General features: G+C 74.5%; 14 protein-coding genes. 6 read left to right on the top strand and 8 right to left on the bottom strand.

What is annotated here, in order from left to right:
• Positions 1-24: 24 nt before the first annotated feature.
• The gene (locus AMK29_RS22395; RefSeq protein WP_443334078.1) at positions 25-1404 is read right to left on the bottom strand and encodes a DUF6777 domain-containing protein; all 1380 of its coding nucleotides are present in this window, start codon (positions 1402-1404) and stop codon (positions 25-27) included.
• A 121-nt stretch (positions 1405-1525) separates the two neighbouring features.
• Here AMK29_RS22395 and AMK29_RS22390 point away from each other — a divergent pair, with 121 nt between their 5' ends.
• Positions 1526-2875 (top strand): streptophobe family protein, encoded by a 1350-nt coding sequence (locus AMK29_RS22390; protein WP_073815680.1) that lies wholly within the window; start codon positions 1526-1528, stop codon positions 2873-2875.
• 60 nt (positions 2876-2935) lie between these two features.
• Here AMK29_RS22390 and AMK29_RS22385 read toward each other — a convergent pair whose 3' ends face one another.
• From AMK29_RS22385 to AMK29_RS22375, 3 genes are read right to left on the bottom strand one after another with little or no spacing between them, the layout of a single operon-like run.
• Entirely contained in the window at positions 2936-3943 is a 1008-nt protein-coding gene (locus AMK29_RS22385; RefSeq protein ID WP_073815678.1) for a serine/threonine-protein kinase, read from the bottom strand.
• The gene (locus tag AMK29_RS22380) at positions 3940-4632 is read right to left on the bottom strand and encodes a hypothetical protein (protein WP_073815675.1); all 693 of its coding nucleotides are present in this window, start codon (positions 4630-4632) and stop codon (positions 3940-3942) included. The genes AMK29_RS22385 and AMK29_RS22380 overlap by 4 nt, the downstream gene beginning before the upstream one ends.
• A 3-nt stretch (positions 4633-4635) precedes the next feature.
• Positions 4636-7452, bottom strand: coding sequence for an ABC transporter ATP-binding protein/permease (locus AMK29_RS22375; protein WP_073815672.1), 2817 nt, complete (start codon positions 7450-7452; stop codon positions 4636-4638).
• 102 nt (positions 7453-7554) lie between these two features.
• Between AMK29_RS22375 and AMK29_RS22370 the strand changes: the two genes are divergently transcribed.
• Entirely contained in the window at positions 7555-8211 is a 657-nt protein-coding gene (locus AMK29_RS22370) for a TetR/AcrR family transcriptional regulator (RefSeq protein WP_073815670.1), read from the top strand.
• Here the strand turns inward: AMK29_RS22370 and AMK29_RS22365 are convergent.
• Both AMK29_RS22365 and AMK29_RS22360 read right to left on the bottom strand, forming a co-directional pair.
• Complete coding sequence (locus tag AMK29_RS22365) at positions 8175-8981, bottom strand: class II aldolase/adducin family protein (RefSeq protein ID WP_073815668.1); 807 nt, start codon at positions 8979-8981, stop codon at positions 8175-8177. The two genes, AMK29_RS22370 and AMK29_RS22365, sit on opposite strands and share 37 nt — an antisense overlap.
• Before the next feature lie 135 nt (positions 8982-9116).
• Positions 9117-9944: a DUF3626 domain-containing protein gene (locus AMK29_RS22360; RefSeq protein WP_073815665.1), complete on the bottom strand. Its 828-nt coding sequence runs from the start codon at positions 9942-9944 to the stop codon at positions 9117-9119.
• A gap of 140 nt (positions 9945-10084) precedes the next feature.
• On the opposite strand from AMK29_RS22360, the gene AMK29_RS22355 reads away from it, so the two are divergent.
• Positions 10085-10750: a ThuA domain-containing protein gene (locus tag AMK29_RS22355; protein ID WP_073815663.1), complete on the top strand. Its 666-nt coding sequence runs from the start codon at positions 10085-10087 to the stop codon at positions 10748-10750.
• A gap of 110 nt (positions 10751-10860) precedes the next feature.
• Positions 10861-12258 (top strand): NADP-dependent succinic semialdehyde dehydrogenase, encoded by a 1398-nt coding sequence (locus tag AMK29_RS22350; protein ID WP_073815661.1) that lies wholly within the window; start codon positions 10861-10863, stop codon positions 12256-12258.
• A gap of 75 nt (positions 12259-12333) precedes the next feature.
• On the opposite strand, the gene AMK29_RS22345 is transcribed toward AMK29_RS22350, so the two are convergent.
• Both AMK29_RS22345 and AMK29_RS22340 read right to left on the bottom strand, forming a co-directional pair.
• Entirely contained in the window at positions 12334-13359 is a 1026-nt protein-coding gene (locus AMK29_RS22345) for a PHP domain-containing protein (RefSeq protein WP_073815659.1), read from the bottom strand.
• Between the two features lie 11 nt (positions 13360-13370).
• Positions 13371-15455 (bottom strand): SpoIIE family protein phosphatase, encoded by a 2085-nt coding sequence (locus tag AMK29_RS22340; protein ID WP_079197045.1) that lies wholly within the window; start codon positions 15453-15455, stop codon positions 13371-13373.
• Positions 15456-15709: 254 nt separating this feature from the next.
• Here AMK29_RS22340 and AMK29_RS22335 point away from each other — a divergent pair, with 254 nt between their 5' ends.
• The gene (locus AMK29_RS22335) at positions 15710-19177 is read left to right on the top strand and encodes an AfsR/SARP family transcriptional regulator (protein WP_241845626.1); all 3468 of its coding nucleotides are present in this window, start codon (positions 15710-15712) and stop codon (positions 19175-19177) included.
• Positions 19178-19326: 149 nt separating this feature from the next.
• Positions 19327-19527, top strand: coding sequence for a hypothetical protein (locus tag AMK29_RS22330; RefSeq protein ID WP_030216321.1), 201 nt, complete (start codon positions 19327-19329; stop codon positions 19525-19527).
• Positions 19528-19688 lie beyond the last annotated feature (161 nt).

The raw sequence follows: 19688 nt of genomic DNA, 5'->3' as shown, positions 1-19688 counted from the left end.
GGACTCCGGTCCGGCCGTCCGTCGTCAGGACGCCGGCAGGGTGGCGGGGCTCGAGCCCGAGGTCGTCACCGGGCCGGCCGGCGGTGACAGCGGCGAGACGGTCGCCGGAGAGCCGACCGAGGCCGACCGGTCGGTCGCCCCACCGGTGGTGGTCAGATCCGCCGGGCTCTCCGTCGCGGGCGACGACTCCGGCTCCGACGTCTCGGTCGTGGGCGACGAGTCGGGCGGGGACGTCTTCGTCGAGGGAGACGTGTCCGAAGGGGACGTCGGCGGCGAGGACGTGGACGTCGACGGGGAGGCGGAGGGCGACGACGAGGCCGAGGTGGAGGGGGACGTCGACGCCGAGGTCGAGGGCCGTGCGGTGGGCGGCGGAGGCGGCGGGGTCGGCTTGTCCTGCCGGCCCGTGTCGCCGTGCTTCCGCGCGAACCACTTGTCACTCTCGGGGTCGTGCACGACGAAGACGTTCACGACCTTCACCGAGGGTTCCACGACGACGATCCGGGAGGTGCTGAACCCCTGCCACGGCGTCCCCCTCGTCCGCGGTTCCTTCTGCGGCACCGGATCGGTCAGCGGGTTCCCGCAGGCGCAGCGCACCCTGGGCAGCCCTCTGTTGTCGACCAGGACCGCCGTCCCGGTCTGGAGCACCGCCTGGTAGGTGGTGACGGCGCCGTCCCGGAACCCGTGGTTCGTCACGCGGGTGTCGGCGCGGAGCTGAAGCGGGGTCAGGGAGCGGAGGTAGGCCGGCACCTCGTTCGGGGCCACGCCGGCGACCGAGGCGAAGGCCGTGTTCTTCGCGGGCTCGGCGGAGAGGTAGCGCACCTGCCGTTCCACGTCGCAGCTGGCCACCGACCGCGTCCCGCCGTAGAGGCCGGGCGTCGAACCCGACATCTCCCTGGTGGTGGCCGACGAGGCGGGGGGCGGCAGCGAGGCCGGCGAGGCGGAGGCGCCGCCGGTGCGTGCCGTCGACTGGGTGAACGGGTCGGGTCCCGCGGCGGCGGCGCTCTGGAGGAAGACCTCGCCACCGCCGGAGGCCCCGGTCCCGCCTCCGCCGTCGGGGCGGTTGGTGAGAACGACGGCCAGGGCGGCTGCCGCCACGACGACGGCGGTGACCGAGGCGACCTTCGGGACGGAGCGCCACCAGGGGCCCTTGCCGGGGCCGTCGCTGCGGGACGAGCCCGAGCGTCCGGCGCCTCCGTCGCCTGAGCCACCGGAGGAACCGCCGCCGCCACGGCCTCCCCCCGAACCGTCATGGGGAGGTCCGGGGGGCGGCGGCGGGCCGGCGGTCCCCGGGCGGGTGCTCCGGCCCGAGAGGGGGCCGGAGGGGGGACCTGAGGGAGGAACCGACGGGGGGCCGGACGGCGGGTGGGAAGTCACGTTTTTCCCTTTCTTCCGTTCCGGGCCCATTGTGTGCGCCGAACGGTGCCCGCCCGCAAGCGGAGGGGCTCGGGCCGGAGTGCTCCGCCCGGCAGGGGGCCCGCGCGGCCGCTCCACCGTCCGCAAGCGCCCCACCGGCACCGGTACTAGCGTGGTCAGCGTGAGCAGCCCGCCCCCCTCCTCCACGCGGCCCGCCGCGACCTCCACCGGGCCCCTGGCCCGCATCGCCCTGCAGGCCCTGGCGGCTGTGGTCGCCGGGTACCTGGCGATGGGTGTGACGGCCGGCCTCGGCCTCTGGGCCGCGGGCGCGGGCGACCTGCCCGGCGGCTTCACCGCCGTCCTCGCAGCGGTCGTCGTCATGGCCGTGGGCGGCAAGGTCGAACTCGCCGGCGACGCCGGGGCCCTCGCCGGAACCCAGGGCGAACTGACCGCCATGCCCCTGACCGTCACCCTGGTGGGCGCACTGGTCACCGGTTTCTGCTTCCTGCGTCCGCTGCGCCACCACGCCGTGACGCAACCCCGGGAACTCCTGCTGCGCGCCGCGAGCACCGTCGTCCTCTGGCTGCTCGCCCTCGCGGGGCTCTCCGCGCTCGCCCGGCACGACTTCCGCATCACCATCGGGGGCGGGGAGCCGACGGGAGACCTCACGGACCTCTTCGGAGAGCTCCTCGACGCCGTGAACCCCACCGTCGGCTTCCGCACCGACCTCGGGCCCACCCTGTTCTACGGCCTCCTGTGGATCCTCGGCGTGCTGGTCGTCGCGCTCCTCGTCTCCCGCAGGGCCCCGCTGCCGCCCCGGCTCGTCCGCCATCAGGAAGCCGTCAGGCCCGCGGCCCACGCGATGCTCCTGCTGGTGCTCGCGTACGTGGCCGCCGGCCTCCTCATCGGCCTGGTCGTGGCGGCGACCAAGGGTCACGCCACCGAGACCCTCGCGGTCCTCCTGCTCGGTCTGCCGAACGTCGCCTGGCTCGCCCTCGGCGTGGGCATCGGCGGCTCCTGGGAGGGCCGGGTCGAAGGCCCCTTCGGCCTTCCCATGCCGCAGATCCTGGACGCCGTACTGCGCCAGGGCGGTGGCTCGGGCGACACCGCGGACCTCTCGACCATCGACCTGAACTCGCTCGCCGCCCAGGACGGCCGGGCCTGGTGGCTGCTGCCCATCGCCGCCGTCCTGGTCCTCGCCGCCGCCTTCACGGCGGCGGTCCGCTCCCCGGCCCGGATCCGGCCCTGGCAGCACGCCCTGCACCTGGGCATCGCGTTCGCCCTGACCCTGCTGGTCGTCGCCCCGCTCACCCTGGTCGAAGCCCGCTTCGGCCTCTCGATCCTCGGCATCGGCGACCTCGACTCCCTCGGCGGCGAGGTGGTCCTGCGCCCCCACATCTGGAAGACCACCGGACTCGCCCTCCTCTGGGGCCTCTTCTTCGGCTTCCTCGGCGGGCTCCTCGCCACCCGGGTCCACCGCAAGGGCGAGGTCGCACCACCACCCTCGCCGCCCCGTACGTGACCCCGGGGAGCATGCGTCCCGGTCTTCCTCGTCGTTCGGGTGACTGCAGCTCCCGGAACGTCAACTCCCCGAATCCAGGTCGCGGAACACCGGGCGGGCCCACAGCGGTGGGTCCGGCGGTGGGCCGAGAGGCTCCGGACCCTTCTTCACCACGGACCCCTGCCCGCCCCCGTCCCTGCCGGAGGTCAGCGCACCGCGCAGCTCGGCGACGAACTCCAGGCACGTCCCGTACCGCTCCTCAGGCGTCTTCGCCAGTGCCCTCGCGAACACCGCGTCCGCCGCCTCCGGCAGACCCGGCCGCACCTCGGAGAGCGGCGGCGGCGGATCGTACTGCTGCGCCCACAGCACCGCCCAGTCGGTGTCACGGCGGAACGGCGGCGCTCCCACCAAGGTCTCGAACACCACGCACGCCAGGCTGTACACATCGCAACGGCCGTCCACCGGTTTCCCGGAGATCTGCTCGGGCGCCACGTAGTCGAGCGTGCCGACGAACTCGCCCACCGTGGTGAAGCCGGTGAGCGAGAGCGACTTCTTCGTCAGCCCGAAGTCCGTGAGGTACACGTGCTCCGGGTGGTCGCGGTCCGTGCCCTCGGCGACCAGGATGTTGCCGGGCTTCACGTCCCGGTGCACCAGGTCGTGCGCGTGCGCCGCGTCCAGGGCCGACGCCACCTGCACGGCGATCCGCCCCGCCGTCGCGGGCGGCAGCGGCCCCTCGCGGTCCAGCAGCGCCACCAGGTCCTGCCCCGCCACGTACCGCATCGCGATGTACAGCACGCCCTCCGTCTCGCCCGCCTCGAAGACCGGCACGATGTGCGGATGGTCGATGGACGCGGCCACGCGCGACTCGTGCGCGAAGCGCTTGCGGAAGGTGTCGTTGCGGGCCAGCTCGGGCGCCAGCAGCTTCAGCGCCACCGTGCGGCCGAGCTTCAGGTCCCGCGCCCGGTAGACGACCGCCATCCCGCCGCGCCCGATCTCGCCCTCCACGCGGTAGCCGGCGACCTCCTTGCCGAGAAGCCCCGAAGGGCGGCCCGCGGGCAGCTCGGGGTCGTCCCGCGGCACGCCCGTCATCCGTCCTCACCGGCCGGTCCGGCGGTCGGGCGCTGCACGACCTGGGTCGGTGGCGGCCCCGCGGCGGCGGACGGGTCGCCCCGCACCACCACCTGGGTCGGCTCGTGCGCGGGAGGGGCGGGGTCGGGCCGTTCGTTCCTCGACTTCTCGGACGGCGAGGGTCCCGCGGCGGGGGAGGAGACGGCCGAGGGCGCGGCCGAAGCGGCGTACGTGTGGAGTCCGACGCCGTCGCAGTACACCCAGCGCTCGTGCTCCGCGTCGTACAACCACACCGACTCGCCGTCGACGACCATGCCGACCCGCAGGCCCCGGGTCCGCAGCCGGAAGTGCTCGCGGTCCAGGCGGCCCGATCCCAGCTCGTCGGCGGCGCGCCGGTAGCGGCCGAGCGCGTCCTCCGCGCGGGCGATCAGCGGGCGCGGATCGGCGGTCCTGGTGAGCGGCCGGCCCGCCGCCGGAGGGTCGTCGGGAACGGCGACGAGGAGGCGGGCGTCGACCCACGCCGTCCAGCCGTTGGAGCACTGGATCCGTCCCCAGTCACCGGCCCGCTCCTCCAACCGCACGGGCAGGAACGCGTCCAGCGGCACCGTGGGCAGCGCGGGATCCGGCGCCTCCCACGCGTCGAGACCGGCCCGCGGCACGACGTGGGTGGGCCGGAAGTCCGGCAGGTACTCGGGTACGGGGACGCTCACGGCCTACCTCCGCATGACGACCGGCTCGTGGCGGCGCAGCAGCCGGGCCACGACCAGGCCGAGGACGAGACAGAGCAGCACCATCATGCCCATGTCGAACAACCAGGCCTCCGCCGTGTGGTTCATCAGCGGATCCGTCGTCTTGTCGGTCGGCGCGACCTTCCCGATGTCGATCGTCGCGCCCATCGCCGCGAACGCCCAGCGCGAGGGGACCAGCCAGGCCAGCTGCTCCAGGACGGGCGTGCCCCGCACGGTCAGGAGCGCCCCGCAGAACACCACCTGCACGATGGCGAGGAGGACGAGCAGGGGCATCGTCACCTCCTCCTTGCGGACCAGCGCCGAGACGAGCAGACCGAGCATCATCGCCGTGAACGACAGGAGCGCGACGGCCAGCGTGATCTCCACGAGCGGAGGGAGGAGCACGCCCTTCCCGCCGGGCACGTTCAACGGCACGCCGATCAGCGCCACCAGGGTCAGGACGATCGCCTGCACCACCGTGATCAGGCCGAGGACCACCACCTTCGAGGCGAGGTACGCGGAACGGGACAGGCCCACGGCTCTCTCGCGCCGGTAGATCGTGCGTTCCTTCACGAGTTCGCGCACGGCGTTCGCCGCGCCCGTGAGCACTCCGCCCACACACAGGATGAGCAGGACGTTCAGCGAGGACTCGGCGTTGAGACTGCCCTCGGACAGAGCTCTGGCCATCGCCCCCATCACGAACGGCAGCGCGATCATGATGACGAGGAAGGTGCGGTCGGCGGAGAGCGCCGCCGCGTACCGCCGTACGAGCGTCCGCAGCTGGGAGCCCCAGCTCTGCGCCTTGGGGGGCGGGGCCGGCTCCGGCGGCGGGGCGGCACCGGCCCCGGACACGGGACCGGTCCCGGTCCCGGGCACGGGTACCACCGGGCGGGCCGTGGAGTCCTCGATGTAGCGGCGGTGGAAGCGCGAGGAGCGGTACTGGCCGGCCCAGTCGCGGTCCCGGTCGTTCTCGAAGGCCTCGAACGCCTCCGGCCACTGGTCGAAACCGAAGAAGCCGAGGGCGTCGCCGGGCGGCCCGTAGTACGCGACCCGGCCGCCCGGCGCCAGCACGAGCAGCCGGTCGCACACGTCGAGGCTGAGCACGCTGTGCGTGACCACGACGACCGTGCGCCCGTCGTCCGCGAGCCCGCGCAGCATGTGCATCACGGACCGGTCCATGCCCGGGTCGAGGCCTGACGTCGGCTCGTCGAGGAAGAGGAGCGACGGCTTGGTGAGGAGCTCCAGGGCGACGCTCACGCGCTTGCGCTGGCCGCCGGACAGACTGTGGATCGGCTGCTCCGCGCGCTCCACGAGCCCCAGCTCGCGGATCACCTCGTCCACCCGTGCCCGCCGCTCGGCCGGGACGGTGTCCTCGGGGAAGCGCAGCTCGGCGGCGTAACCGAGGGCCCGGCGCACCGTGAGCTGGAGGTGCAGGATGTCGTCCTGCGGGACGAGCCCGATGCGCTGGCGGAGTTCGGCGTAGTCCCGGTACAGGTCACGGCCGTCGTAGAGCACCGTGCCCCGGTCGGCGGGGCGCTGGCCGGTGAGCGCGCCGAGCAGGGTCGACTTGCCCGCGCCGGACGGCCCGACGACCCCGAGCAGGCACTTCTGGCCCACGGGGAAGGACACCTCGTCGAGGAGTGTCCGGCGTCCGTGGTCGAGGGTGACGGCGAGCTGCTGCACGTCGAGGGAGACCTCGCCGGTGTCGGTGAACTCGACGAGCTGCCCGCCGATCAGGCAGAACGCGCAGTGGCCGATGCCGACGATGTCCTCCGGTGTCACCCGGGCGTCGACGACGGGAGCGCCGTTGAGGAAGGTGCCGTTGTGGCTGCCGAGGTCGTGGATCCAGTACGTGCCGTCGGGATGGGCCCGCAGTTCGGCGTGCTGCCGGGAGACGACGAGGTCGGAGACGATGACGTCGTTCTCGGGGGCGCGGCCGATACGGATGGTGTGCGCGGGCAGCGGCCGCACGGACGTCGGCCGCCGGAAGGTCCCCGTGGCGGCGGGGTGGGAGACGGAGGGAGGCCGGGGGGGCGCTCCGGACGGCGTCGGCTCGGCTTCCGCCGCCGGGGCGGCCTCGGGCTGAAGATGCGGTCGCGGGGAGGGCTCGGGCGGCGGGGGCTCGGGCCGGGGCGGCGGTGGCGGCGGCTCCGGTACGGCGCGGGGCTCCGCGGGGGCGGACGGTCCCGGTGCGGCGGCGGGGGCGTCCCAGGCGGCCGGTGGAGGGGGCGCGGCGGGGGTGTCCCGTACGGCCGGTGGTTCCGGTGGTGCGGGGGCGTCCCAGGCGGCGGGTGGTTCCGGTGCGGCGGGGGCGTCCCAGGCGGCGGGTGGAGGGGGCGCGGCGGGGGTGTCCGGCCGTGCGGCCGGCGGTTCCGGAACGGCGGGCGTCTCCCACGCTGCCGGAGGCGGAACCGGGGGCACCGCCTGGCCCTGGCCGGTCTCGGCAGGCGCCTCCGCCGGTCCCGGTCCCGTCGGAGCGGCGGCCGCCGAGAACACCGCGCGCGGTCCGTCCTCCGGGTGGGCGAACCGTACGACCGTTCCGGGGCGCACCTCCCGGGGTCCGTCCACCCGGAGGCCGTCCGTGAAGGTGCCGTTCGTGCTGCCCTCGTCCGCCAGGGTCCAGCGGCCGCCGGTGGCGCTGAGCACCGCGTGGTGCCAGGACGCACGGGCGTCCGCGAGGACGAAGTCGCTGGTGGGGTCCCGTCCGACGCGATAGACGCGGGCCGGTTCCATACGTGTCGCGTCCCCGTCGATCTCGATGACCAGATCAGGCGCCGCGGGCGCGACGGGATGCTCTCCCATGACTGGAATTTTATCTTCCGGTGCTCGTCCGTGCCCGGGATGGGGCCGCCGGTAGGGTGGGCGTCCGCCGCAGGAGCGGCCCCGACGAAGGAGGAAGAACCCGTGCCGAAAGGTGTCACCAGGCGGCGGCCCCGTACTCGCGCGGCGCTCCTGAAGGCCGCCCTGGAGACCTTCGCCGAGCACGGCTTCCACGCGACGACGATCGAGCAGATCTGCGAGCGGGCCGGCTACACCCGAGGCGCGTACTACTCGAACTTCGCGAGCAAGGAGGAACTCTTCCTGGCTCTCTTCGACGAGCACAGCGACCGGACCGTGCGGAGGCTGGCCGAGGCGATCGACGCGCTGTCGGTGGAGGAGTACACCCTCACGCGGCTCGCGGAACTCGCCGCCCGCGTCGAGCCGGACGAGCGGGACTGGTACCTGGTGACGACCGAGTTCACCCTGCACGCCATCCGTGACCCGCAGGCCGCCTGGGTGCTCGCCCGCCACGACGAGCGGCTGCGGGCCGAGATCGCCCGAGGCCTCACGCTCGTGCTGCGGCGGGCGGGGCGCGAACTGACGGTGGACGCCGACCGGTTCGCGCGACTCCTCATCGCCCTGCGCGAGGGGGGCCTGGCGCAGAGCTACGTGGAACCGGAGGTCCTGCCGCCGGGCAGCCTGGAACGGCAGTTCCTCGCCCCGCTCCTGGAGGCGTCGACCCGGGAGATCCCCGGGCAGCCGGATCAGTCGAAGAGGTCGGGGTCGGACGCGGTGATCTGATCCCACAGCGGGCGTGCCTGGAACCAGCCGGCGAGGTGACCGCCGACCTGGCTCCGGGTGAGCAGGGCAGTCTCCCGGTCGATGAGGTGGGGGGTGCCCGCCGCCATGGCGAGGAGCTGCGCCTGACAGGAGCGCTCCATGGTGACGAACCACCAGACCGCCTCCGCGACGGAGTGGCCGACGGTGAGGAGCCCGTGGTTCTTGAGGATGACCGCCTTGTGCCCCCCGAGGGCCTTGGCGACCCGCTCGCCCTCCTCCGTCTCGTTCACCACGCCCCGGTAGTCGTCGTAGATCCCGTGGTCCTCGAAGAACGCGCACGCGTCCTGGGTGATCGGGTCGAGCGGGATGCCGAGGCTGGAGAACGCCTTGCCGTGGAGGGAGTGCGAGTGCGCGGCGGCGACCGCGTCGGGGCGGGCGGCGTGGACCCGCGAGTGGATGACGAACGCGGCCCGGTTGACGGGCCGGCGTCCTTCGATGACGGTCCCCTCGTGGTCGACCAGGATCAGGTCGGAGGCCTTGATCTGCCCGAAGCTCATCCCGAACGGGTTGACCCAGAAGGCGTTCGGGTCGCCGGGGTCACGGACGGTGATGTGCCCGGCGACCCCCTCGGAGAAGCCGAACCTGCCGAAGATCCGGAACCCGGCGGCGAGTTGCTCCTTGCGGTACCGGCGCTCCTCCTCGACGGAGTCGAAGGTGGGCGGCAGTGGCAGGACGACCCCGTCGGGCAACGGCCCGACGGCGGCGGCGAGCGCAGGAGGCACGGTACTCATGACGACTCCTCGATGAGCGGAGGCGGGGCGGGCGCGGCGCGCCAAAAGATACAGCCGCGTATCCGATACGACAATGGATCACGCGCCGGCCCCGGCCCGCCCCGGCAGAACGCACGGGAGCGCCGGGGCAGAGGGTCAGACCACCGGCGCCCCGAACCGGGCCAGGCAGTGCCAGACCTTCTTCACGCCCTGCGGGTCGTACCGCCCCGAACCCGCCGCCTCCTGCACGATCCGTGGATCGAGCCACCCGTCGACGGCGATCCGGGCGCCCAGTTCCACGCACTCCGGTCCCCGGAACCCGGGGTGCCGACGCAGTTCGGCGACGGGGAGGCGGAAGCCGCCGTGCCACTCGACGGGGCACGGCAGCCGCCGGGCGGCCGCCTCCACCGCGGTGCCCCGGTGGCTCGGGTCCAGGACGAGCGCCTCCACGTCGCGTGCCACGGCGACCGGCCCGTGGACCTGCGCCTCGATGTAGTCGTCGAGCAGGTCCGCGTCGTCCGCCTCGGCGAGGGCGATCAGGCCCATGCGCGACGCCACGCCGAAGTCGCCGGGCTCCAGGAAGCTGTCCGGGTAGCAGAAGGTCGTCCGCTCCAGGGTGGCGGCCGTCAGCCGCAGATGGGCGGAGCCGAAGCGCGGAGCGGCTCCGAAGGGGCGGCGGTGGTGGTCGAGGGCGCCGTACACCGGACGTGCGTCCGCGGGGGCCTCGTCGTACGCCCCGCCGAAGATGCGGCTCTCCCAGCGCCAGCGGTCCCCGCCGGGGTGGGCGGTGAGGCCGCCGTTTCCGGTGCCCGTGACGAACTGCGAGCGATAGACGCCCTCGTCCGCGAGCCGGTGGAGGAAGTGCGGGTGGAAGTTGAGCGTGACCCGCAGGGAGGGGTCGAGGGCGTCCCCGCTGGAACGGTCGGCCACGTGGGCGATGGCCTTCCGGGTGAGCGAGGCCGCGGGAGTGTCGATCGGCGTCATCGGGGCAGTGTGTCGGATCGGCGGGGGTTGCGGCTCGGGGTTTCCGGTGGCTACGGTCCAGACTGGTAGAAAGCGCTTTCGGGCGCATCGCCCCCACCGCCCCCCAGGCTCATCCTCTTCGCCCGTCTGGAGTACACCCCGTGCCGCCGACCGCCGACGTCCTGATCTACACCCGCACCGCGGGCTACCGCCACGAGTCCATCCCCGACGGTGCCGCCGCGCTCACGGAGCTCGCCCAAGGGCTCGGTCGGGCGGTCGAGGTCACCGAGGACCCGGGCGTCTTCACCCCCGGACGGCTCGGGCGGTGCGCCGTCGTCGTGCTGCTCTCCACGACCGGGAACGTCCTCACACCCGAGGGACGCACCGCCTTCGAGGCGTACCTGCGCGGCGGCGGCGCCCTCCTCGCCGTCCACGCCGCCGCGAACGCCGAGCCGGACTGGCCCTTCTACGGAGAGCTGCTGGGCACCCGCTTCGACGGCCACCCCGAGGTCCAGCCCGGCGTCGTCCTCGTCGACGGCCACGACCATCCGGCGACCGCTCCGCTCCCGGACCGCTGGGCCTGGACCGACGAGTGGTACAACTTCACCTCCGACCCGAGGGGTGCGGACGGCGTACGGATCCTCGCCCGAGCCGACGAGTCCACCTACCGGGGCGGCACCCACGGCGACGACCACCCGCTCGTCTGGTGCCGGGACGTGGACCGGGGACGGGTCCTCTTCACCGCTCTCGGGCACGCCCCGGAGGCGTACCGCGACCCCGCCTTCCGCGCCCACCTCTCCGGCGCCCTCGCCTGGCTCACCGCCTGACACGCCCGCGCCCCCTCCCGCCCGGTCACCCCAGCGCCCCGCCCCTGTTGCGATCCGCCGTGCTTGGAGCAAGGTTGCAGACGGGGGCCGATGGCAGGAGGAGACTGGGCATGGGCATCGCCACCGTGAATCCCGCGACCGGCGAGACGCTGCGCACCTACGAGGCCCACGGGCCCGACGAGGTCGAGCGGCGGATCGCCGCCGCCCACGAGGCGTTCCGCCAGTACCGCACCGCCTCCTTCGCCGAACGCGCCCGCCTCCTGCGCGCCGCCGCGACCCTCCTCGACGAGGACACCGAGGACATCGCCCGCACGATGACCGTCGAGATGGGCAAGCCGATCTCCGCCGCCCGCGCGGAGGCCGCCAAATGCGCCAAGGCCATGCGCTGGTACGCCCGCAACGCGGAGCAGCTGCTCGCCGACGAGCATCCGGCCGAGAGCGACGTCCAGGACTCCGGCGCGGACCTGGCCCGCGTCCACTACCGGCCCCTCGGCCCGATCCTCGCCGTGATGCCGTGGAACTTCCCGCTCTGGCAGGTGATCCGCTTCGCCGCCCCCGCTCTCATGGCGGGCAACACCGGCCTCCTCAAGCACGCCTCCAACGTGCCCCAGACCGCGCTCTACCTCGGTGACCTCTTCCGCCGCGCCGGATACCCCGAGGGCTGCTTCCAGACCCTCCTCATCGGCTCCGGCGACGTCGAGAAGGTGCTGCGGGACCCCCGGGTGGTCGCCGCCACCCTCACCGGCAGCGAACCGGCAGGCCGGGCCGTCGCCGCCGTCGCGGGCGACGAGGTGAAGAAGACCGTCCTGGAGCTCGGCGGCAGCGACCCGTACATCGTCATGCCCTCCGCCGACATCGTCGGTGCGGTGAAGACAGCCGTCACCGCGCGCGTACAGAACAACGGACAGTCCTGCATCGCCGCCAAGCGGTTCATCGTCCACCGGGACGTCTACGAGGACTTCTCCGAACGCTTCACGGCCGCCATGAACGCCCTCACCGTGGGCGACCCCCTCGACGAGTCCACCGACGTCGGCCCCCTCGCCACCGAACAGGGCAGGACCGACCTGGAGGAGCTCGTCGACGACGCCGTACGCCACGGCGCCACCGCCCTGTGCGGCGGCCACCGCCCCGAGACCCCGCAGCTCCGGAACGGCTGGTACTACCGGCCCACGGTGCTCACCGGCATCACCCCCGAGATGCGGATCCACCAGGAGGAGGCCTTCGGGCCCGTCGCGACGGTCTACCCGGTCGGCGACATCGAGGAGGCCGTCGCCGTCGCCAACGACTCCCCGTTCGGACTCAGCTCCAACGTCTGGACCCGCTCCTCGGAGGACGTCGCCTTCTTCGTGCGGGACCTGGAGGCCGGCGGTGTCTTCGTCAACGGCATGACGGCCTCGCACCCGGCACTGCCCTTCGGCGGGGTCAAGCGCTCCGGGTACGGGCGCGAGCTCGCCGGTCACGGCATCCGCGAGTTCTGCAACGCGACCACGGTCTGGCAGCGCGCCTGACCGAGCCTCCATGCCCGCGCCCCTGCCCGCTCGCCCCCGTCCCCCCCCCCCGCCTGTCCCCGATCCGCCCCCGCCTCAGGCCCGCGTCCACTCCAGCAGCCGTTCCGCGGTCCAGGTGTTGATCACCCGCTCCTCCGGCACGCCGCACTCCTCGGCCCGCGCGCAGCCGAGGATCTGCCACTCCAGCTGGCCCGGCGCGTGCGCGTCCGTGTCCACCGCGACGTACGCGCCCGCCGCCACCACCAGCCGCAGCAGTCGCCGCGGCGGATCGAGCCGCTCCGGGCGGCTGTTGATCTCGACGGCCGTCCCCGCCTCCGCACACGCGACGAACACCCGCTCCGCGTCGAACTCGGACTCCGGTCGCAGCCGCCCGCCCGCCACGAGCCGCCCCGTGCAGTGCCCGAGCACGTCCATCAGCGGGTTCCGCACCGCCCGTTCCAGGCGCCGCGTCATCGACCTCGCGTCCATCCGGAGCTTCGAGTGGACCGAGCCGACCACCAGGTCCAGGCGGTCGAGCAGCTCGGGCTCCTGGTCCAGCGAGCCGTCGTCCAGGATGTCGCACTCGATCCCGGTCAGCAGCCGGAACGGCGCCCACTCCTCGTTCAGCCGCGCCACCACGTCCAGTTGCTCCCGCAGCCGGTCCGGCGAGAGCCCACGGGCGACCGTGAGCCGGGGCGAGTGGTCCGTCAGGACCGCCCACTCGTGGCCCAGCCCGGCCGCCGCCCGGCCCATGTCCTCGATCGTGGCGCCGCCGTCGGACCAGTCCGAGTGGAGATGGCAGTCGCCCCGCAGCGCCGCCCGCAGCGCCTCCCCGCCGCTCCCCGGCCCGCCGGACCGAAGGGACTCCTGGAGTTCCTCCTCCAGATGCGCCAGGTACTCCGGGACCTGCCCCGCCAGCGCCTCCCGCACCACCGCCCCCGTCTTCGGCCCGAGCCCCTTCACGGCCTCCAGGGTCCCCGCGTCCGCGCGCCGCGCCGCCTCGCCCTCCGGCAGCGCGGCGACCGCGGTGGCGGCCGTCCGGAAGGCCTTGGCCCGGTACCCCGGCGCCTGCGCCCGCTCCAGCAGGAAGGCGATCCGGTTCAGGGCGGCCACAGGGTCCATGACGGTCCTCCTCAGGCACCGCTCGCCGTCGTGTCGGCCGGCACCGTCGCCGGACCGATCTCGCACCACACGGCCTTGCCCTCGCCGCGCGGTTCGACCCCCCACCGGGTGGCCAGCGCGTCGAGCAGCATCAGCCCACGCCCCGAGGTGGCGGCCTCGCCGGGGGTACGCCGCCGGGGCCAGGCGCTCGACCGGTCCTGCACCGAGAGCCGCACCCGCCGCACCGGCTCGGGCAGCACTTCGAGGGTGAGCACGGCGCCGCCCTCGGTGTGCAGCAGCACGTTGACGAGCAGCTCGCCCGTCATCAGCTCGGCGTCGTCGGCGAGTTCCGGCATGCCCCAGTCCCGCAGGGCCTGCCCGACCGCGGTGCGCGCGTCCGAGAGACCCTGCGGATCGGCCTGGTGGATGTACTGGTGGATGCGCGGCGCCTTCGGCGTGCCGGGGTCCGGGCTGCGCCGCAGCACGAGCAGCGCCACGTCGTCGCCCGAGCCCCAGCGCTCCCACAGCCGCTCGGAGAGGTGGTCGGCGAGCGCCTCCGCCTGCGGCGGGCCGCTCGCGATCGCGTCCGACAGCGCGGCGAGACCTGCCTCGATGTCCGACCCGGGCTGCTCGACGAGACCGTCCGTGCACAGCACGAGGGTCTCCCCGGGCACGAGGTCCAGCCGAGTCTCCGGGAACTCCTCGTCCCCGAACACCGTCGCGAGCCCCAGCGGCAGCCCGCCCCGCAGATTGGGCTGCCCGACCCGGCCGTCGTTGTGCCGGATGAGAGGCCCCAGATGCCCGGCCCGCACCGCGCGCAGCGTGCCGCTCCCCAGGTCCACCTGCGCGTACGTACAGGTGGCGAAGCGGTTGGTGTCCAGTTCGGCCAGAAACCGGGAGGCCCGTGCCAGGACCGTCGAAGGGGCGTGTCCCTCGCCCGCGTACGCGCGCAGGGCGATCCGCAGCTGCCCCATGATGGCGGCGGCGTGGGTGTCGTGCCCCTGCACGTCGCCGACGACGACCCCGACCCGGCCCCGGGGCAGCGGGATCACGTCGTACCAGTCGCCGCCGACCTGCCGCCCGCTCCACGCCGCGTGGTAGCGCACGGCGATCTCTCCGCCGGAGATGGCGGGGATGCGGCGCGGCAGCATCGTCGCCTGGAGTCCGGTCGCCAGCTCCCGCTCCTCGTCGAACAGGATCGCCCGCTGGAGCGACTGGGCGACGATCGCCGCGAGACCGAGCGCCAGGTTGCGCTCGTCCGCGTTGAACGAGGTACGGCCCCGGTAGAACAGCACCATGCCGCCGAGCGAGCGCGCCTGCGCCACCAGCGGCAGGTAGCACGCGGCCCGGAACTGCAGGCGCGCCAGGTAGGGCGCGAGCTGGGGGAAGTCCTTCCCGAGCGACGGGAACGAGGAGACGAACCGGGGGCGACCGCTCAGCACCGCCTCGGCCAGCGGAAACCCCCGGTCGAGCCGGCGGACCCGGAGGTCGTCGAGCACGTCGAGGGACTCGCCGCTGAGCGCGATGATGTTGAGAGAGCCGTTCTCCACGAGCCCGAGCGCGAGCCCGTCCGCGCCGAGCCGGGCGAGCCCGCCCGGACCGGTCAGCGCGGCCGTCACGTCGTCGACCGTCACCGCGCGCGACAGGGCGTTCGTCGTCCGCTCGACGATGTTCGTCTGGACCTCGCGCCGCTTCTCCAGCTCCTGGACGAAGGCGAAGCGGGTGACCTCGGCGGTGGTGTCCCGCACGACGCCGACGATCCGGCGCGCCCAGCCGTCGGGAGAGCGGAGGATCCGGGCCTGCACATGGGTCCAATGGGGTGGCCCGTCGTCCTGCGGAATGGGGAAGTGCGCGGTGTACGAGACCTCCCCACCGGTGACCGCCTGCCGTACGACCTCGTTGAGCCGGTCCCGCTCCCCGGCGGCGAGGCGCGTGACGAGTGTCGTCGGCCGCCCGTCGAAGGCGTCCGGCGACAGCCCGAAGACCAGCAGCCCGGAAGAGTCGACATCGATGGTGTCCGTGTCGAGGTCCCAGTCGAAGCTGCCGGTCCGGTTCATGGCGAGCCACTCGGCGGGCCCGATCTCGCCGTTGCGCGTATGCCGGTCTTCCTCGGTCATCCCCCCCATTGTCGAACCCGCACCCCGCCGACGCCATGGCGATGACACGGCGTGGCGCGAGTTCGCCGCGCACGCGGTGGAGCTGTGGTGAGGGAGGGGCGAATGGGGCGGGGGGCGTGGTGTCGCGGTGGGACGAGGTGGTGCGGGACGGAGGTGCCGACCGCCCGGCGGGCGGAACTTTCCGGACACGGCCTGGAGGCCGGCCGGCCTTTGAGCGCGTGAGACCCGGGAGCACGGCGGGGCAGAATGGGCCGGTGCAGCCGCCCTACCGTGTTCTCGGTCCGTGTCAGGCCCTCCGTACCGACGACGGAACGGAGGCCTCACCGGGCGGCACCAGGCTCCGCGCTCTCCTGACCGCCCTGGCCGCGGCCGGCGGGCGCCCGGTCGGTTCGCGCGTGCTCGTCGACCAGGTGTGGGCCGATGCCGACCCTGCCCGGACCGGCGACCAGGACCGTACGGCGGCGCTCCAGGCGCTCGTCGGCCGTCTGCGCCGGGCCCTGGGCCGGGACGCGGTGGAGTCGGTACCCGGCGGCTACCGGCTGGGGGCCGAACCCGACGACGTGGACCTGTACCGCTTCGAACGCCTCGCCGCGGAGGGAGCCGCCGCCCTCGCCGACGGGCACGCGGCACACGCCGCGGACCTCCTCGACGAGGCCCTGCGGCTCTGGCGCGGGCCCGCCCTCGCGGATCTGCCCGGCCGGGACACCGACCCCCTGGTCGTACGCGTCGAGCAGCTGCACACGCGCGCGCGGCGCGACCGGCTCGCCGCCGACCTGGCCCTCGGGCGGGCCGGCGAGATCCTCGCGCCGCTCGCCGCCCTCGCCGCGGGACAGCCGCTCGACGAGCCCCTCCAGGCCCTGCGCATCCGCGCCCTGCGCGCCGCGGGGCGCCCCGCGGAGGCCCTCGCCGCGTACGAGGAGGTACGCGCGGGCCTCGCGGACCGCCTGGGTACGGACCCGGGACCCGAACTGCGCTCCCTGCACGCCGAACTCCTGGCGGAGGCGACGCCCCCGCCCCCGGAGGCCCGAGCCCCGTACCCCACGCCCGTCCTGCCCGCCCGGCTGACCTCGTTCATCGGCCGGGACGGGGAACTGGGCGCGCTGGCCGCCGGGTGGGACGACCGGCGGCTGATCACGCTCACCGGCCCCGGGGGCGTGGGCAAGACACGACTGGCCCTGGAGGCGGCCGAGACGTACGAGGGCCCGGTCTGTCTCGCGGAACTCGCCGCCGTACGCGAGGGAGCCACCGTCGCCGCCGCCGTCCTCAGCGCGCTCGGGGCGCGCGAGACCCACCTCTGGCACCGCCCCGCCGTCCCGGGCACCGGCCCCGACGACCCCTTCGCCGAGCTCGTCGAGCACTGCGCGGGGCGGCGGATGCTGCTGGTCCTCGACAACTGCGAGCACGTGATCGCCGAGGCGGCCGCCCTCGCGCAGGCCCTGCTCACGCGCTGTCCCGGAGTGACCGTGCTCGCCACGAGCCGTGAGCCGCTGGGCGTGCCGGGCGAGGTGGTGCGCCCGCTGGGCCCGCTGCCGACGGCGATGGCGCTGCGCCTCCTCGGGGAGCGCGGTGCGGCGGCGCGTCCGGGCTTCGTGGTCGGGGAGGACCCGGGGGCCGCGGAGGAGGTGTGCCGGCGACTCGACGGGCTGCCCCTGGCCATCGAGCTGGCCGCGGCGCGGTTGCGGTTGCTGTCGCTGCGGCAGATCGCGGACCGTCTCGACGACCGGTTCCGGCTGCTGACCTCGGGCGCGCGGACGGTGCTGCCGCGCCAGCAGACCCTGCGGGCGGTGGTCGACTGGTCCTGGGAGCTGCTGGACGGCGCGGAGCGGGCGGTGCTGCGGCGGCTGGCGGTGTTCACGGGCGGCTGCGATCCGGCGGCGGCGGAGCAGGTGTGCGCCGACGGCCCGGGGCGGGACGAGGGAGAGACGGGGGCCGCACCGGACGACGCGGGAGACGCCCTGGCCCCTCCGAAGGACGCGAAAGACGCCCTGGCCCCTCCGAAGGACGCGGGAGACGCCCTGGACGCGCCCGACGTGCTCCATGTCCTGGGCGCTCTCGTCGACAAGTCGCTGGTCGTGGCGGCGGCACCGGGCCCGGGGTCGCTGCCCGGCCCGGGCGGCGAGGGGATGCGGTACCGGCTCCTCGAGACGGTCGCGGAGTACGCGGGGGAGCGGCTCGACGAGGCCGGGGAGCGGGAGGCGACCGAGCGGCGCCACCTCACGTACTACCGGGAACTGGCCCGCCGCACCGAGCCCGAACTGCGGGGTCCCGGGCAGGTCACCGCTCTCGCCCGCCTGGAGCGCGAGCACGACAACCTGCGCGGGGCCCTGCGGACGGCCGTGGCGCGCGGAGACGAGCAGGAGGTGCTCTGCCTCGTCCACTCCCTCAGCTGGTTCTGGCAGCTGCGCAACCACCAGGTCGACGCCCGGACCTGGGCGGCCGAGGCCGGCCGCCTCGGCCCCGACCCGTTCCAGGAGCCCGTCCGGCCCGCCGAGCCGTTCGACGGCCGGTGCACGGACGTGCCGCCGCCGTGGTCCGGCGAACGGCTGTGGGAGGCCCGGCGAGGCGGCCGGCTCTACGCCTTCGCGACACAGGGCGGCCAGGGCGCCGCCGCGCTCGAAGACCCCGGGACCCGTGCCCGGATCGGCGCCCTGGTCTCCGCGTACCGTCCCGGCCTTCCGCAGACCTGCCGGCAGCCGGGGACGATGTGGTGCTTCGCCCGCCTCATGACCGGGGAACTCCCGAGCCTCGACGCGGCCCTCACGTCGATCGTCGACGCCTGCCGCGACCACGCTCCCGGCTGGGACCTGGGCTTCGCGCTCCTCATCCGGTCCAAGCTCGTCGGCCACGGTCCCGCCGACGCCGCCGAGGCCCTCAGCCTCTTCGAGTCCGCCGGGGACTCCTGGGGCGTCGCCGAATCCCTCGCGGCCCGGGGCGAGGCGTACGAGCGGACGGGCCGGCTCACCGAGGCCGCCGCCGACTTCGAGCGCGCCGCGGCCACCGCCGCCTATGTCGGCACGCGCTCCCAGGTCGCCGTCTTCACCGCACGTCTGGCGGCCGCCCGGCTCAGGCTCCGTCCGGGCGGGGACCCCGAGGCCGAACGGCTCCTGACCGAATCCGCCGACGCGGCGGGGGAGTGGGGCGCCGAGGCCGCGGGCGCCGCGCGGATGCTGCTCGCCCAGCACTACGGCCACACCGGGCGCACCGACCTCGCCCGCGCGCAGCTCTTCCGGCTGGAGGAGGAGTTCGGTGATGCCACCCCTGCCCTCTTCTGGGGCCTCGTCGGCGGGGTGTGGGCGTGGCTCGACTGCGTGGACGGCGGCCCGTACGACCGGGCGGTGCGGCGGCTCGCCCGCGCCGCCACGGATGTGGAGACCCTGGCGCACCTGGTCGCTCCGTACCTCCTCGTCGTGCAGTTCGCGACGGCGGCGTGGGCGCTCGGAGGGCGGGGCGGGCCCGGCGACGCCGAGACCGGCGCCCGGCTCCTCGGCGCGTACGACGCCCACGCGGGCTCCATGACGGACGGCGGTTTCCGGCCCTTCGGCCCGGAGACGGAGACCTCGATCAGAACCCGCGCCGAGGAGACCCTCCGCGCCGCCCTCTCCCCGGAGACCTACGCCCACCATCACGCGGAGGGCGTCGCGCTCCCGCTCCGGGCCGCCGCGGACATCGTCCGCGACGGGGGGAGGCCCGGCAGGCCTGGGCCCGGAGTCCGGGAGGCGTAGGGAGGCCGGAGCCGGGCAGGAGCCCCAGGGGTCGCAGGGGTCCCGGGGTTCGCCCGGGGTCCCGGTCACGGCCCGAGGCCCCGCCCGGATGCGGTCCGGAGGGCCGGACACGAGAATGGCCAGTGCCGGAAGAACACGTAGGAGGCGGCATGAACGCTGAGCCCGACAAGACGTCCCTGGGGGACTTCCCGACGCCCGACCGGCTGCTGCACGCCGGGTCGGAGGGCGAGTTCACGGCCGAGGACCTCGTCCTCGCCTCCGGCCGTGATGTGAATCCCAAGAGCCTCGCCTGGGCGGAACGCCGTATGGCGGAGAAGGGTCGCGCCTCCATGGACGAGCTCCTGCCGTAGGTCCGGCCGGGCCCGGGGCGTCGGCCCCTGCCCGGCATCGCCCGCGGTACCCCCTCTCAGTACCCCTCCCTACCCCGTCGGCCCCGGTTCCGCAGCTCCGGACCGGGGCCGCGGGCTGCCCGGGGCCCCCGAGGGCTTCCGCATTTATGGAACACGTTCTA

It is taken from the genome of Streptomyces sp. CB02261 (assembly GCF_001905665.1).
In the GTDB taxonomy this organism is placed as follows: domain Bacteria; phylum Actinomycetota; class Actinomycetes; order Streptomycetales; family Streptomycetaceae; genus Streptomyces.
This window is presented reverse-complemented; position numbering and strand designations above follow the sequence as displayed.